General features: G+C 74.4%; 14 protein-coding genes. 11 read left to right on the top strand and 3 right to left on the bottom strand.

Annotated elements, in window-relative coordinates; genetic code table 11:
- Positions 1-24: 24 nt before the first annotated feature.
- The gene (locus tag ACFYWM_RS10040) at positions 25-1,170 is read left to right on the top strand and encodes an anhydro-N-acetylmuramic acid kinase (RefSeq protein ID WP_389911529.1); all 1,146 of its coding nucleotides are present in this window, start codon (positions 25-27) and stop codon (positions 1,168-1,170) included.
- 105 nt (positions 1,171-1,275) lie between these two features.
- On the opposite strand, the gene ACFYWM_RS10035 is transcribed toward ACFYWM_RS10040, so the two are convergent.
- Positions 1,276-2,532: an MFS transporter gene (locus tag ACFYWM_RS10035; RefSeq protein WP_389911526.1), complete on the bottom strand. Its 1,257-nt coding sequence runs from the start codon at positions 2,530-2,532 to the stop codon at positions 1,276-1,278.
- Positions 2,533-2,665: 133 nt separating this feature from the next.
- Between ACFYWM_RS10035 and ACFYWM_RS10030 the strand changes: the two genes are divergently transcribed.
- The 6 genes from ACFYWM_RS10030 (at position 2,666) to ACFYWM_RS10005 (ending at position 8,673) form a co-directional block, all read left to right on the top strand.
- Complete coding sequence (locus ACFYWM_RS10030) at positions 2,666-3,598, top strand: LysR family transcriptional regulator (protein ID WP_389911523.1); 933 nt, start codon at positions 2,666-2,668, stop codon at positions 3,596-3,598.
- A 99-nt stretch (positions 3,599-3,697) separates the two neighbouring features.
- Positions 3,698-5,194: an FAD/NAD(P)-binding protein gene (locus ACFYWM_RS10025; RefSeq protein ID WP_389911521.1), complete on the top strand. Its 1,497-nt coding sequence runs from the start codon at positions 3,698-3,700 to the stop codon at positions 5,192-5,194.
- Positions 5,195-5,398: 204 nt separating this feature from the next.
- Positions 5,399-6,097, top strand: a complete 699-nt coding sequence (locus ACFYWM_RS10020; RefSeq protein ID WP_389911518.1) for a disulfide bond formation protein DsbA — start codon at positions 5,399-5,401, stop codon at positions 6,095-6,097.
- Between the two features lie 378 nt (positions 6,098-6,475).
- A complete protein-coding gene (locus ACFYWM_RS10015; RefSeq protein WP_389911515.1) occupies positions 6,476-7,030 on the top strand; it encodes an NADPH-dependent FMN reductase in 555 nt (184 codons plus the stop codon).
- Between the two features lie 198 nt (positions 7,031-7,228).
- Entirely contained in the window at positions 7,229-7,774 is a 546-nt protein-coding gene (locus ACFYWM_RS10010) for a hypothetical protein (RefSeq protein ID WP_389911511.1), read from the top strand.
- Between the two features lie 23 nt (positions 7,775-7,797).
- Positions 7,798-8,673, top strand: a complete 876-nt coding sequence (locus ACFYWM_RS10005; RefSeq protein WP_389911507.1) for a diacylglycerol/lipid kinase family protein — start codon at positions 7,798-7,800, stop codon at positions 8,671-8,673.
- A gap of 29 nt (positions 8,674-8,702) precedes the next feature.
- On the opposite strand, the gene pgm is transcribed toward ACFYWM_RS10005, so the two are convergent.
- A complete protein-coding gene (gene pgm / locus ACFYWM_RS10000) occupies positions 8,703-10,340 on the bottom strand; it encodes a phosphoglucomutase (alpha-D-glucose-1,6-bisphosphate-dependent) (protein WP_389911505.1) in 1,638 nt (545 codons plus the stop codon).
- A gap of 283 nt (positions 10,341-10,623) precedes the next feature.
- Between pgm and ACFYWM_RS09995 the strand changes: the two genes are divergently transcribed.
- The 3 genes from ACFYWM_RS09995 to ACFYWM_RS09985 are packed head-to-tail and all read left to right on the top strand — an operon-like array spanning position 10,624 to position 13,450.
- A complete protein-coding gene (locus ACFYWM_RS09995) occupies positions 10,624-11,544 on the top strand; it encodes an ROK family protein (protein WP_389911502.1) in 921 nt (306 codons plus the stop codon).
- A 56-nt stretch (positions 11,545-11,600) separates the two neighbouring features.
- Entirely contained in the window at positions 11,601-12,350 is a 750-nt protein-coding gene (locus tag ACFYWM_RS09990; protein WP_389911499.1) for a sugar phosphate isomerase/epimerase family protein, read from the top strand.
- Positions 12,347-13,450: a Gfo/Idh/MocA family protein gene (locus ACFYWM_RS09985; protein WP_389911496.1), complete on the top strand. Its 1,104-nt coding sequence runs from the start codon at positions 12,347-12,349 to the stop codon at positions 13,448-13,450. Before ACFYWM_RS09990 ends, ACFYWM_RS09985 begins: the two co-directional genes overlap by 4 nt.
- Before the next feature lie 86 nt (positions 13,451-13,536).
- Here ACFYWM_RS09985 and ACFYWM_RS09980 read toward each other — a convergent pair whose 3' ends face one another.
- Entirely contained in the window at positions 13,537-13,740 is a 204-nt protein-coding gene (locus ACFYWM_RS09980; RefSeq protein ID WP_389911493.1) for a hypothetical protein, read from the bottom strand.
- 17 nt (positions 13,741-13,757) lie between these two features.
- Between ACFYWM_RS09980 and ACFYWM_RS09975 the strand changes: the two genes are divergently transcribed.
- Positions 13,758-14,393 carry a hypothetical protein gene (locus ACFYWM_RS09975; protein ID WP_389911491.1) on the top strand — a complete coding sequence of 212 codons (636 nt, stop codon included), beginning with the start codon at positions 13,758-13,760 and terminating at the stop codon, positions 14,391-14,393.
- Positions 14,394-14,488: the final 95 nt, after the last annotated feature.

The following is a 14,488-nucleotide window of genomic DNA, read 5'->3' as shown; positions in this document are numbered from 1 at the left end:
CGTGAGGGTTCGTAAGGGGGGAGTATGCGCGTTCTGGGTTTGATGTCGGGAACGTCCCACGACGGGATCGACAGCGCGATCGTCGACTGGTCCCTGGACGGCGACGTGCTCACCGGTGCCGTCGAGCACACCGGCACGCGGCCGTACGAGAGAGGGCTGCGCGAGCGCGTCGCCGGAGCGCTGCCGCCGAACCCGGCCGACATGGCCGAGGTGTGCCGGCTCGACACCCTGATCGGCCAGGCGTTCGCCGACGCCGCTGAGGCGTGCGGGCCGGTGGACCTCGTCTGCTCGCACGGGCAGACGATGTTCCACTGGGTGGAGGACGGCCGGGCGCGCGGCACGCTGCAGCTGGGCCGGCCCGCCTGGATCGCCGAGCGGACCGGCGTGCCGGTGGTCTCCGACCTGCGGGCCAGGGACGTGGCCGCCGGGGGGCAGGGCGCGCCGCTGGTCTCCTACCTCGACCTGCTGCTCCTGACCGGGCTGCCGGGGCCGAGCGGCGCGCTCAACCTCGGCGGGATCGCGAACCTGACCGTGCGGGACGCGGGGACGGCCTACGACACCGGCCCGGCGTCGGCGCTGATGGACGCGGCGGTGTCGGCCGCCACCGGCGCGCCCTACGACGAGGACGGCCGCCTCGCCGCCTCGGGGGAGGTGCACGAGGAGCTGCTGGCGGACCTGCTGGCCGAGCCGTACTACCGGGCGCCGCCGCCGAAGAGCACCGGCAAGGAGCTGTTCCACCTCGGATACCTGGAGGCCAGGGCGGCGCCGTACGAACCGGCCCTGCCCGACCTGCTGGCGACGCTGGCCGCGCTCACCGCCGAGACCGTCGCGGCGGAGATCCGGCGCCACCGGCTGGAGACGGTGGTCGTCTCCGGGGGAGGGGTGCGCAACCCGGTCCTGATGTCCATGCTGGCCGCGCGGGCCGGGGACGCGCGCATCGTGCCGAGCGACGAGCTCGGCGTCCCCGCCGACGCCAAGGAGGCGATCGCCTTCTCGCTGTTCGGCTGGCTGACGGCGCACGGGCTGCCAGCGACGGTCCCCGGCTGCACGGGCGCGTCCGGTCCGCGCGTCCTCGGCGCGATCACCCCGGGCGCCGGGGCGCTGAGGTTGCCGGAACCGCTCGTCGAAGGCCCCCGCCGCGTGCGCTTCACCACGGCGGCGGGGGGATAGGGGGCGGGCGTCGTGGCGGTGGGGACAGGGGCCCGCCACGACGCCCGGCGGGCGCGGGGCCCGGACCGGCCGGCGGTGGTGCCGCGAGCGGGCCCGCGAGATCGTTCACCGTCCGGCCGCCGCCGGTGTCGCGTCCGGTGTCGCGTCCTGCGTCGTGTTCTCGCGGCGCGGGAGCAGCAGCGGGGTGGCCAGGAGGAGGACCCCGGCGATCGCGATCGCGACGCGGGGGCCGGTGGCGGTGGCCAGCAGGCCCCACACGGCGGTCAGGGCCGCGATGGTGAGGCTGGCGCTGACCGACCACGCGGACAGCGTGCGGGCGACCCGGCCGGGGTCGGTGTGGTCGAGCCGGTAGGTGGCCAGCACCGGGTTGAACATGCCGCAGCAGGTCACCAGCCCGAACTGCAGGGCGATGACGAGCACGATCCCGGGGACGCCGGGCTGGACGAACGCCAGCCCGACGGGCCAGCACGCGCGCAGCGTCCCGACGACGAGCATCACCTCGCGCTGCCCGAACCGCGCCACGAGCCGGCGCGCCAGCCGCGCCCCGACGAGACCGCCGACACAGGGGAGCGCGAACGCGAGACCGTACTGCCAGGGGGCGAACCCGAGGTGGCCGAGCAGGAGCACGGCGAGCAGCGGTTCGGTCGCCATGATCAGGCCGTTGACCAGGATCGTGTTGAGGAACAGCCGGCGCAGCGTCCGGTGGGCCAGGATGAGGCGCCACCCTTCGACCAGGTCGCCCGCGCGCGACCCCTTCGTGCCGGCACGCGCGGGGCGCGGCTCGTCGCCGCCGATCGCGCGCACGCCCAGCGCCGACAGCAGGTAGCTCACCGCGTCGGCCGTCACCGTCGCCACCGGGCCGAACATCCCGATCGCGACCCCGCCGAGCGGCGGTCCGACCACGGTCGCGGACCACGTCGTGGACTCGAACCGGCTGTTGGCGACCAGCAGGTCCCGCGGCGGCAGGAGCGCCTTCAGGTACGCGCCACCGGCCGCGTTGAAGGCGATCTTGGCCGCGGCGACGACGACGGCGACGACGAGCAGCTGGGCGAAGCCGAGCCGGCCGAGCGCGAACGCGACCGGGACGCTCATCAACGCCGCGAACCTGACCAGGTCCATCGCCACCATCACCGGCCGCTTGCGGTGGAACTCCACCCACGGTCCGAGCGGCACCGCGATCAGTGCCCCCACCGCCAGTCCCGCGGCGGACAGCATCGCCACCTGGGCCGGTCCGGCGTGCAGCACCAGGACCGCGATCAGGGAGAACGCCCCCAGCCCGAACCCCGTGCCGTAGGAGCTGACCGCGTACGCCGCCCACAGCCACCCGAACCGGCGCCCCAGCCCTCGCCTGCCGCCCGCCATCCCCGGCCCGCCTCCCGTCGCCCCGGCCGACCGCGTGCCGGCGACCGATATCCAACCGACGAGGGGAGGGCGAGATCAAACAACCGATCCACCGGCGGGCACAACCGGACGTTGTGCGGCTACCCTCGTCGGCGTGGATCTCGACGCCGTGCGCACCTTCGTGACCGTCGTGGAGGCGGGACGGTTCCAGGACGCCGCCGACGAGCTGTCGATCACCCAGCAGGCCGTCTCCAAGCGCGTCGCCACGCTGGAGAGGAACCTCGGTGTGCGGCTGTTCACGCGCACCACGCGCGGGACCCGGCTCACCGTCGACGGGCAGGCGTTCCTGCCCCACGCCCGCGACCTCCTGCGGGCCGAGGAGCGGGCGATCGCCTCCGTCCGTCCGGGCCGCCGCGCGCTGCGCGTCGACGTGATCGGCCGGAGGCTCGCCCCGGCGGGCCTGCTGGGCGACTTCCACCGCGCGAACCCCGAGGTGGAGCTCGACGTCGTGACCCTCTTCGACGCGGACGCGGCCATCGCCGCCGTCCGCTCCGGAACGGTCGACGCGTCCTTCCGCGCCGTCACCATGCCCGGCCGGCGGCTGCCCGGCGACGTCGGGGCCGCCCGGGTCTTCGACGAACCCCTCCAGCTCCTCACCGGCCCGGACCACGCGCTCGCCGGCGCCCGCGCGGTCACGCCCGCCGAGCTCGCCGGGCACCGGATCTGGATGCCCGGCCTCGTTCCCGGGACCGAGTGGGGCGCCTTCTACGACGACCTCGCCGCCGCGTTCGGGCTCACCATCGAGATCACCGGCCCCGACTTCGGCACCGAGCCGCTGCTGGACACCGTCGCCGGCTCCCGGTCGCTGGCGACCCTCGTCGGCGAGCGGACCCGCCTCGTCTGGCCCGCGGGCCACGGCCTGCGGCGCGTCGCCGTGCGTGACCCGACGCCGGTCTACCCGCACTCGCTGACCTGGTACCGCGGCAACCCGCACCCCGCGCTCGCCGCGCTGCGCGACCACTTCGGCCCTGGGCGGCCCGGCCGCTCCGGCGGCGAGGTCTGGACACCGGCATGGGCGGGGCGGTGAGGGTCCGGCCCGGCCGCGATCGTCAAGATCGTGAATGGAACGATCCACGCTATCGCTATCCGGTATACCCTACAGGAATAGTAGGTTATGCTGGGGCGCGTGTCAGGATTCTCATCGGTCGTCGTCGTGGGTGGCGGCGCGAGCGGCACGCTGGCGGCGGTCCACCTGCTCCGCGAGGCGCGGGCGCGGGCCATGCCGCTGGAGGTCGTGCTGATCGACCAGTACGGGCGGCACGCGCTTGGACAGGCGTACTCGACCACCGATCCGCACCACCTCCTCAACGCCTGCGCGAACAAGATGAGCGGGCTGGACGACGACCCCGGCCACTTCCTGCGCTGGGCCCTCGACGACGGGCTGGACGTCTCGGCCGCCGACTACCTGCCGAGACGGACGTACGGGCGCTACCTCCGCGACCTGCTGGCCGGTGCCGAGGAGTGGCCCCTCCGCGTGGTGCGCAAGGTGACGGGCACGGTGACCGCCCTGACCAGGGGCCGGGGCAGGGGGGTGCGGGTCCACCTGTCCGGCGGCGGCCGGGTCGACGCCGAGGCCGCCGTCCTGGCCCTGGGCAACCGTTCCCAGTCCGCCCGGCTGCCGGTCGTGGACGCCGCGAGTCCCGGCTACGTCGCCGACCCGTGGGCGCCGGACGCGCTGGCCGGGATCCGCGACGGCGCGCCGGTGCTCGTGCTGGGGACCGGCCTGACCATGGTGGACGTGGCGGTCACCGTGACCCGGGCGCATCCGGGGACCGTGGTCCACGCGGTGTCGCGGCACGCGCTGCTGCCGAGGACGCATCCCCGGCCCGTGCCGCCCCCGGTCCCGACGGCGATCCCGGACGGACCGCTGGGGGTCGGCGACCTGCTCCGGGCCGTGCGCCTCGCCGTACGGGACAACGGGGGCGACTGGTACGGCGTGGTCGACGGCCTGCGTCCCCGGGCCCAGGAGCTGTGGACCCGGCTCCCCGCGGACGACCAGCGGCGGTTCCTGAGGCTGGCGGCCCGCTACTGGGAGGTCCACCGCCACCGGATCCCGCCCGTCACGGCCGCCAGGATCGCCGACCTGCGGGCCACCGGCCGCCTCCGGGTGCTCCGCGGCCGGCTGCTCCGGGCCGCGCCCGGCCCCGCCGGGCTGCGCGTCCAGGTGGGCACCGACAGCGCCGACAGCGCCGACAGCACCGGCGGTCTCGTCGGCGCTGACGGCAACGGCGGCAACGGCGGCAACGGCGGCACCGACAGCACCGGCGGCGCCGTCCGAGAGCTCGACGTCGGCTGGCTGGTCAACGCCACCGGGCCCGGGGCCGACATCACCCGCGACCCCCTCCTCGCCGGGCTCGTCGCCGACGGCGTGGTCCGGCCCGACCGGCTGAGGCTCGGGCTGGACGCCGCTCCCGGCGGCGCGGTCCTGGACGCCGAGGGGGCTCCCGACGACCGGATCTTCACGCTGGGCCCCCTGCTGCGCGGAAGCCTGTACGAGACGACGGCGATCCCGGAGATCCGCGCCCAGGCGGCGGCCCTCGCGCCGCGTCTCGTGCGGGCGCTCGCCCCCGGCACCCGCCTGCCGCTCCCCCGGCCGTCCTCCGAGCGGGACCAGCACGTGTGAGGGCGCCGAGCTCACCGGGGGCGACGGAGCGGGCTGTGCGGGAGGTGTTCCCAGGGCTGCGAACTCCCCGCAGGACCGGTGGAGCGGCCGTGCGGGACGTGTTCGTAAGGGCGGGAACTCCCCGTGAGACCGGCGGAGCGGTCGTCTTGACCTTGAGCGGGGTTGAGGTCCCATCCTTGAGGGACCCCGAGGAAAGAGGACTCCATGAGCGAGGATCTGGTCGACTTCTGGTTCGATCCCGGCTGCCCCTGGGCCTGGATCACCTCCCGCTGGATCCTGGAGGTGCGCGAGGTGCGCCCCATCACGATCAACTGGCGGGAGATGAGCCTGGCGGTGCTCAACGAGAAGCAGGACACGTCCGAGGAGTACCGCGAGATCGTCGAGCTCGGCCGGGGCACCATGCGGGTGTTCGCGGCGGCGCGCGCGGCGGCGGGGGACGCCGCCGTCGGTGACCTCTACACCACCCTCGGCACCCGCTACCACGGCGAGGACGGCCTGTTCCGGCGGCCCCGCGACACGGCGCGGGCGCGGGACGGCGGCCTCGCGAGCTGGCGGGCCGCGATGGAGGCCCTGGAACCGGTGATCGCCGCCGCGCTGGCCGACGCCGGGCTGCCCGCCGAACTGCTCGCCGCGCGGACCGACGGCACCTGGGACGAGGCGATCCACGCCTCGCACGCCCTGGTGCCCGCGGGAGAGCGGAACCAGTCGCTGATCGGCGTCCCGACCATCTCGGTGAACGGTCACGCCGGGCAGTTCGGTCCCGTCATCAGCGAGATCCCGACCGGCGAGCGGGCCGGGCGGCTCTGGGACGCGTTCAAGGTGCTCGCCACCGAGGAGACGTTCTTCGAGCTCAAGCGGGTCAGCGACCGGGCGGCTCCCCGCACCTGCCTCGGGGCTCCATAGCGCGGGAGGAGACGCTTCCCCCGGTGCCCTCGCCGCCCTTGACAGAGAAATAGCCGCTTTTTTCGCGAACGATACGTCTGATCATGTTCGTCACCCCTCACTGAGGGCAGGCCCCCGGATGTGATGGGGAGTGAGGTCGCCGGCACCGCCGTCGCGGCGCCGGTTCGCGGAGGTGTGGTCGCCGCCCCGGGGTTCGTGAGCGGGGCGGCCCGGCCGGTACCGCGAGCGGACCGCTCTCTCCGCGTCACGGTGGTGGCGAGTAGCGGTTCTTGTCGGTGAGTTCGGGGAGTGCCCCGCTGACGGCCGCGACCGTGGGACCGAAGGCGGGATCTCCTCCGCTCGTAACGTCGCGATGCCGCGACAGGGATGGGGTCGGTGATGAGGATCATTGGGATCGCGGGGAGTCTTCGCCCGGGGGCGTACGTCTGGAGGCTTCTGGAGGCGGCGGCACGGGAACTGCCCGCGACGGTGGACTTCGAGCTCTGGCGGGGCCTGGACCAGGTGCCGCCCTTCGAGGACGGCGAATTCCCGAGTCCGGTCGCCGACCTGTGGCACCGCCTCTCCGCCGCGGACGGCGTGCTGATCACCGCACCGGCGCACAGCGCGCTCCCGCCGCAGCTGGGACACACGCTCGACTGGATCGCGTCCGCGCGCGGCGGCGCGGTCCTGGTGGGCAAGCCGGTGGGCGTGGTGACCGCCTGCCCGCGCGCCCACGAGGGGATGTGGACGCAGATCCAGCTGCGCAGGGCCCTCGGCGCGGCCGGCGCGGTGGTGTGCGGCGCGGAGCTGGCCGTGTCCACGCCTCCGGACCGGTTCGACGCGGCCGGCCGGCTCGCGGACCAGGGGGACCGCGACCGGCTCCGCGGCGTGCTGGACGAGATCTGCTCCCCCTCCTTCGCCGGGGCCGGCTCCCTTCGCGGGTCCGCCGTGTGAGATCCGCCTGACCGCTCGCCGGGGCCTTCGGGCCCCGGTACCTCGATCGCCTCCCGCCCACCTCGGCTGCCGGGAGGCGACCGCCGCGTCGTGTGCCACGAAGGTCGTGTGCCACGAAGAGAGCCTGAGGAGACACGGGGAGATCACGGGGAGGACGGGGCGTCGCGCGCCACGGAGGGACGAGGAAGGGAGGCGGCCGTGGGGAGATCCGGCCAGGAGGTGGCGCTGCGGGCTCTCGGCGCGGCGCTCGACGTACACGCCCCGAAGGCCGGCCACGGCGTGCGGACGTTCCCCGACGGCACGCCGTTCCTGTGGCTGACCGTTCCCGGCGCGGGAGGCGCCACCGTCTTCCTGGAGGAACGCCACTGGATCTGCCTGAGCGAGCCCGCGCGGGGCGGGGTCACCGTCCAGCTCGTCGCCGGCGGGGTCGACGACGACCCCGCCCTCGTCGTGAGCCGCATCATGACCGTCATGACGCCGGTGCCCCGGCGCGCGGGCGGCCTGGTACGCGTCCTGAGGACGGTCCTGCTCGGCCTCGCGGGAGGCGCGGGGGTGGGGCTGCTGTCCGCGCTGCTCATGGCCATCCTGGTGGCCGGGAACGGCTACACCTCGGACACGACGATCGGCGTGGTGTACGTCCTGGCAGCGCTGATCGGCGTCGGGACCGGGCTCTGGGTGTCCCTGCGCCGGTGGCGGGCGGGCAGGGACCCGCGTGATCGGCGCTCCCGGGGGCAGGGACCGTAGGGACGACCACGTGGAGGAACGACATGGCCGAGCTGCTGGCGATCTACAACGAGAGCGCGGGAAGCGCCGACGACGAGGCCAGGACCGCCGCCCTCGAGACGCTGCGCGGCGGCGACGCCGACGTCATCGAGGCGCCCGCCGGGGAGAAGGACCTGGACGAGATGCTCGACGCCTGTCCCGGCAGGGACGTGGTGGTGCTGGGCGGTGACGGCACGCTGCACGTGGTGGTCGCCACCCTGCACCGGCGCGGCGAGCTGGACACCCGCACGGTGGGACTCGTCCCGCTGGGGACCGGCAACGACTTCGCCCGCGGCCTGGGCATCCCGCTGGACCCGCCGGTCGCGGCCCGCGTCGTGCTCGCCGGACGGCCCCAGCCGCTCGACCTCCTGGTCGACGACGAGGGCGGGGTCGTCGTCAACATGGTCCACCTCGGCATCGGCGCCGAGGCCTCCGAGGAGGCCACGCCGCTCAAGCCGGTGCTCGGGCGGCTCGCCTACGCGGCGGGGGCGCTGCTCGCGGGCCTGCGGAGCCCCGGCTGGCGGCTGCGCGTCACCGTGGACGGCCGCCCCCTCGGTGACGGGCGCCCGGTGCTCATGGCGGGCGTCGGCAACGGCGTCACCATCGGCGGCGGCACCCCGCTCGCCCCCCGGGCCAGGCCCGATGACGGCATGGCCGACGTCGTCGTCTCGCTGACCACCGGCCCGCTGGACAGGTTCGTCTACGCCCTGCGGCTGCGCAAGGGAACCCATCCCGACCTGCGCGACGTGATCACCACTCGCGGCAGGGAGGTGACCGTGGAGGGCGGCCCCGTCCCGGTGAACGCCGACGGCGAGCTGACCGGCCGGATCACCCGGCGTACCTGGACGGTCGTGCCCGCCGCCTGGCGCATGTTCACCTGAGCCGGCGCCGGTGCCCTCAGCCCAGGGACTCAGCCCAGGGACGCCGAGACCAGGTCGCGGGCCTCCTGCTGCACCAGCGCCAGGTGCTCGGGGCCCTTGAAGGACTCGGCGTAGATCTTGTACACGTCCTCGGTGCCCGAGGGGCGGGCGGCGAACCAGGCGCTCTCGGTGGAGACCTTGAGCCCGCCGAGGGCGGCGCCGTTTCCGGGCGCCGAGGTGAGCACCTGGGTGATCTCCTCGCCGGCGAGGCTGTCCGCGGTGACCTGCTCGGCCGAGAGCTTGGCGAGCACCGCCTTCTCCTCCCGGGTCGCGGGGGCGTCGACGCGGGCGTAGGCGGGGTCGCCGAATCTGGACACCAGGTCGCGGTAGTGCTCGCTCGGCGAGCGGCCCGTGGTCGCGATGATCTCCGAGGCGAGCAGCGCCAGGATCAGGCCGTCCTTGTCGGTGGTCCACACCGAGCCGTCGCGCCGCAGGAACGACGCCCCGGCGCTCTCCTCGCCGCCGAAGCCCAGCGAGCCGTCCAGCAGGCCCGGCACGAACCACTTGAACCCGACGGGGACCTCCATCAGCCGCCTGCCCAGGTCGGCGGCGACCCGGTCGATCATGCCGCTGCTCACCAGCGTCTTGCCGACCCCGGCGCCGGCGGGCCAGCCGGGCCGGTGGGAGTAGAGGTAGGAGATCGCCACGGCGAGGTAGTGGTTGGGGTTCATCAGCCCCCCGTCGGGCGTGACGACGCCGTGCCGGTCGGCGTCGGCGTCGTTGCCGGTGGAGACGTCGAAGGCGTCGCGGCCGGCGATGAGCGAGGCCATCGCGTACGGCGACGAGCAGTCCATCCGGATCTTGCCGTCCCAGTCCAGTGTCATGAAGCGCCACGTCGGGTCGGTGAGCGGGTTGATCACCGTCAGGTCCAGCCGGTGCCGCTCGGCGATCTCCCCCCAGTAGGCGACGCTCGCCCCGCCCAGCGGGTCGGCGCCGACGCGCACCCCCGCCTCCCGGACGGCGTCGAGGTCGAGCACCGAGGGCAGGTCGTCCACGTAGCGGCCGAGGAAGTCGTACCGGCCGGTCGTGTCGGCGGCGAGCGCCCTGGTGTACGGGACCCGCCTGACCTCCTTCAGGCCCCCGGCGATCAGCGCGTTGGCCCGGTCCTGGATCCACGAGGTGGCGTCGGTGTCGGCCGGGCCGCCGTGCGGCGGGTTGTACTTGAACCCGCCGTCGCCGGGCGGGTTGTGCGAGGGGGTCACCACCACGCCGTCGGCCCGTCCCGAGGGGCGCTCCCGGTTGTGGGCCAGGATCGCGTGGGAGACCGCGGGGGTCGGGGTGTAGCCGTCCCGGCTGTCGATCATGACCGTCACGCCGTTGGCCGCGAAGACCTCCAGCGCCGACACCCGGGCCGGTTCCGACAGCGCGTGGCTGTCGGCCCCCAGGAACAGCGGGCCGTCGACCCCCTGCGCCGCCCGGTACTCCACGATGGCCTGGCTGGTCGCGAGGATGTGGTCCTCGTTGAAGGCGACGTTCAGCGAGGAGCCCCGGTGCCCCGAGGTCCCGAACGCCACGCGCTGGCCCACCTCGCCCGGGTCGGGATGCAGGGCGTAGTAGGAGGTCACCAGGCGGGCCACGTCGACAAGATCGGACGGCCTGGCGGGCTGGCCCGCGTGTTCGTGCGTCATCGCAGTCTCCTCACATCACACCTGAGCTAACCGTATCTGCCCCCAAATCGGATAAGCCTGCACAACTCATGGGGGCTCATGGGGAAACCGGTTGCATCGCACTCCTCCCAGGCCGTTGACAACGTTGTCATCGACGTCGTACCGTCAGCCTGTTTGCCCGGTCACTTGGGTAGCGCACCCTTTGTGCCATCGATCAGCGGAGGAACCCCTTGCACAGCCGCGTGGTGGCCCCGGTGGCCGCCTGCCGTCCCTCCGGGCTCCGGCACGCAGGAAAGGCCGGACGATGACCGCCCTCGCGATCGACATCGGCGGCACCAAGTTCGCCGCGGCGCTGGTCAGGCCGGACGGGACCGTGGCACGCAGGGCGGAGATGCCCGTCGGCCCCGACCCCGAGGCGACGCTGGCCTCGCTCGTCCGGCACGTCCGCGAGGCCGGTGCCGGAGACCCGGGAGATCTGGCAGACCTGGTCGGGGTCGGCATCGGCTCCGCGGGCCCCCTCGACGCCGTCGCCGGTACGGTCAGCCCGGTCAACATCCCCGCCTGGCGTGAGTTCCCGCTGGTCGGCGCGGTGAGCGAGCTCCTTCCCGGCCTTCCCGTCGCGCTCGCGGGGGACGCGCAGTGCATGGCGCTGGGGGAGTGGTGGCGGGGCGGGCACGAGCGCTCCCGTGCCCTGCTGGGCATCGTGGTGTCCACCGGCGTGGGCGGGGGCCTGGTCCTCGACGGGGTGCCGTACGTGGGACCGACCGGGAACGCCGGGCACATCGGGCACATCTCCGTGGACCGCGACGGGCGGCCCTGCCCCTGCGGGGCGATCGGCTGCCTGGAGACGATCGCGAGCGGCCCGAGCATGGTCCGCTGGGCGCTGGAGAACGGCTGGAGCGCCCCCGGGGCGCACCCGGACGCCCGCGCGCTCTCGGCCGACGCCGCGCGCGGGGTCCCCGTCGCCCAGCTGGCCTTCCAGCGGGCCGCCGACGCGCTGGCCGTGGCGATCCTCAGCACGGCGGCGCTCTTCGACCTCGACGACGTCGTCATCGGGGGCGGCGTCTCCGGGGCAGGGGAGACCCTGCTCGCCCCGCTGCGCCAGGCGGTCGCCAAGCGGGCGGGCCTGGGCTTCCTGCGCGGCCTGAACGTCGAACGTACCTCCCTGGAACGCGACGCCGGCCTCTACGGCGCCGCCGCCCTGGTCCTCCCCGTCGCGGGGTAGAGGGCCGCGTTCTCTCCTCCGCCCGCAGGCGGGGGTGTCCACGCTAAGGAGAACCGATGAGCTCACTCGCCGTCCAGCTGTACTCCGTACGCGAACAGGCGGCCCTCGACCGCCGGGCCGTGCTGCGCCGCGTCGCCGACATGGGCTACGACGCGGTCGAGCCGTACGACGTGCACCTCGATCCTGAGGGTCTCCGCGACGACCTGCGGGAGGCGGGGCTCTCGGTGTGCAGCGTGCACGCCCCGCTCCTGGGCGAGCGGCGCGCGGCCGCGCTGGCCGGGGCGGTCACCGTCGGCGCGGAGACGGTCATCGTGCCCGCCGCCCCCGCCGAGTGGTTCGCCGACCGGGAGGGGGTCGAGCTGGCCGCCAGGAACATCGGCGAGGCGGCCCGCGAGGCGGCCGACCTCGGGCTGCGGCTGGGGTACCACAACCACTGGTGGGAGCTGGAGCAGCGGGTGGACGGACGTCCCGCGCTGGAGGTGCTCGCGGAGCTGCTGGACCCCTCGATCCTGCTGGAGGTCGACCTCTACTGGGCGGCGACCGGCGGTGTCGACCCCTCGGGGCTGCTGACCCGGCTCGGCGAGCGGGTGAGCCACCTGCACGTCAAGGACGGCCCCGCCACCCAGGAGGGCCCGATGACCGCCGTCGGCTCCGGCCGGGTGCCCATCGTGGACGCGCTGAACACCGCGCCGGACGCGGTACGGATCGTGGAGCTCGACCACTGCGCCACCGACATGCTCCAGGCGCTGGCCGACAGCCACGCCTACCTGACCGGCCTCGCCGCCGACGGGCGGGTGAGCTCGTGACCGGCCCGCTCGGGGTGGCGATCGTCGGCTGCGGGAACATCAGCCACCAGTACCTGGGCAACCTCACCTCCTTCCCCGGCGTGCGGGTGGTGGCGTGCGCCGACCTCGACCCGGAGCGCGCCCGGGAGGTCGCCGCGCGGTACGGCGTGCCGGTGGCGACCTCGCCCGAGGAGGCGATCTCCCACCCCGACGTGGAACTGGTGGTCAACCTCACGGTCCCCGTCGCGCACGCCGAGGTGGCGCTCGCCGCGGTCCGGGCCGGGCGGCACGTCTACAACGAGAAGCCCTTCACCGTCGACAGGGAGTCCGGCGCGCGGCTCGTCGAGGCCGCTGCGGAGGCGGGGGTGCTCCTGGGCAGCGCGCCCGACACCTTCCTGGGCGCCGGGCTGCAGACCGCGGCCAGGCTCGTCGCCGAGGGGGCGATCGGCACCCCGCTCACCGGCCTGGTCCTGTTCCAGACGCCGGGTCCCGAGTCCTGGCATCCGAACCCCGAGTTCTTCTTCCAGCCGGGGGCCGGACCGCTGTTCGACATGGGCCCCTACTACCTGACGACCCTGGTGACCCTGTTCGGCCCGGCGACGCGGGTGGGCGCGGTCGGCCGCAGGGCGAGGGACGAGCGGGTCGTCGGCTCCGGCCCCAAGGCCGGGGAGCGTTTCCCGGTGGCGGTGCCCACCCACACGAGCGCGCTCCTGGAGTTCGCCGCGGGACAGGCCGCCACGATGGTCTTCAGCTTCGACTCGCCGCTGCGCCGCACCGGGTTCGTCGAGATCACCGGCACCGAGGCGACCATGCAGGTGCCCGATCCCAACACCTTCGGCGGCGAGGTGCGGCTGCGCCGGGCCGCCGACGACGAGTGGGTGCCGGTCCCCACGAAGGGCACCGAGGCCGGTCGCGGCCTGGGCGTGCTCGACATGGCCCAGGCCGTCCGCGAGGGAAGGCCGCACCGGACCACCGGCGAGCTGGGCCTGCACGTCCTCGACACGATGATCGCCGTCGCGGAGTCCGCGGAGCGGGGCGAGTTCGTGGACATCGCCAGCACCTGCCGGGTGCCCGCCCCGCTGCCCGAGGAATGGGACCCGGCCGCGATCCGTTTCGACTGAGAACCCCGGCCGGCGGCGGGTCCGCCGCCGGCCGGGGAAACGAAGGTCGAGGTCCGGGGGCCGGTCGCCTCCAGGGGGCCTGGTCGCTAGGGGGCCTGGTCGCCGGGGCCGACGATCTTCAACTCCGGCCTGGCGGGCTCTCCCGGCGACTCCTCCAGGCGGGCGCGCAGGCGGGTGCGGATCTCGTCGGGGGTGTACGCCTGCCGCCGGCGCTCGGCCCGCGCGATCACGACCCCCGTGGCCGCGACGCCCGCCACACCTGCCAGACCGAGTACCTTCCACCATCGCATGTGCCTACGCTAGCGGAATGTCCGGCAAGAGCATCAGCCTCGATGAGGCCGTCAACCTGACCCGCACCGGCGACGTGTGGCTGTTCCGCGGTCGAACGGTGCCCGATCGAGCCATCCAGACCATGACGAACAGCCCCGTCAACCACGTCGGCATGTCGGTCGTCATCGACGACATGCCGCCCCTGATGTGGCACGCGGAGCTGGGCCGTTCCCTGCCCGACCTGTGGTCGGGAACCCACCAGCGCGGCGTCCAGCTGCACGACCTGCGTGAGGCGGTCACGGTCTGGGCGACCAGATACGGCCAGCGCGGCTGGCTGCGGCAGCTGGAGCCGCAGACCCCCCGCGAGATGGAGGACGCCGTCCTGCGCACCATCGCCCGCCTGGACGGCACGCCCTTCCCGTCGACCGCCAGGCTGGCCGGCCGCTGGATGAAGGGGCGGGTGCCCAAGCTCCTCAAGCGGGGCGCCGAGGAGAGCGCCCTGGAGAGCGCCTACTGCGCCGAGGTCGTCGCGGTCACGTACGAGGCCATGGGGCTGCTGCCCGGCGGGCGGCGGCCCAACTGGTACGACCCCGGCCGGTTCTGGAGCGGCGACGACCTGGAGTTGACCGGAGGTTTCCGGCTCGGCGGAGAGATCACCGTGAAGCTGGGGTAAGCCTTACGAAGCGGGTCCTGCGAAGCGGGCCGTACGAAGCGGGCCGTACGAAGCGGGCCGTACGAAGCGGGCCGTACGAAGCGGGCCGTACGAAG

Source organism: Streptosporangium sp. NPDC002721, from assembly GCF_042888905.1.
Classification (GTDB): domain Bacteria; phylum Actinomycetota; class Actinomycetes; order Streptosporangiales; family Streptosporangiaceae; genus Streptosporangium.
The sequence above is the reverse complement of the archived record's forward strand: the minus strand, read 5'-3'. Positions and strand labels throughout refer to the sequence as shown.

Bases quoted from the DNA above. Each gene is read 5' to 3' on its own strand.
- ACFYWM_RS10040 (WP_389911529.1), top strand. From the start codon at position 25: ATGCGCGTTCTGGGTTTGATGTCGGGAACGTCCCACGACGGGATCGAC.
- ACFYWM_RS10035 (WP_389911526.1), bottom strand. From the start codon at position 2,532: ATGGCGGGCGGCAGGCGAGGGCTGGGGCGCCGGTTCGGGTGGCTGTGG.
- ACFYWM_RS10020 (WP_389911518.1), top strand. From the start codon at position 5,399: ATGAGCGAGGATCTGGTCGACTTCTGGTTCGATCCCGGCTGCCCCTGG.
- ACFYWM_RS10015 (WP_389911515.1), top strand. From the start codon at position 6,476: ATGAGGATCATTGGGATCGCGGGGAGTCTTCGCCCGGGGGCGTACGTC.
- ACFYWM_RS10005 (WP_389911507.1), top strand. From the start codon at position 7,798: ATGGCCGAGCTGCTGGCGATCTACAACGAGAGCGCGGGAAGCGCCGAC.
- pgm (WP_389911505.1), bottom strand. From the start codon at position 10,340: ATGACGCACGAACACGCGGGCCAGCCCGCCAGGCCGTCCGATCTTGTC.
- ACFYWM_RS09995 (WP_389911502.1), top strand. From the start codon at position 10,624: ATGACCGCCCTCGCGATCGACATCGGCGGCACCAAGTTCGCCGCGGCG.
- ACFYWM_RS09990 (WP_389911499.1), top strand. From the start codon at position 11,601: ATGAGCTCACTCGCCGTCCAGCTGTACTCCGTACGCGAACAGGCGGCC.
- ACFYWM_RS09980 (WP_389911493.1), bottom strand. From the start codon at position 13,740: ATGCGATGGTGGAAGGTACTCGGTCTGGCAGGTGTGGCGGGCGTCGCG.
- ACFYWM_RS09975 (WP_389911491.1), top strand. From the start codon at position 13,758: ATGTCCGGCAAGAGCATCAGCCTCGATGAGGCCGTCAACCTGACCCGC.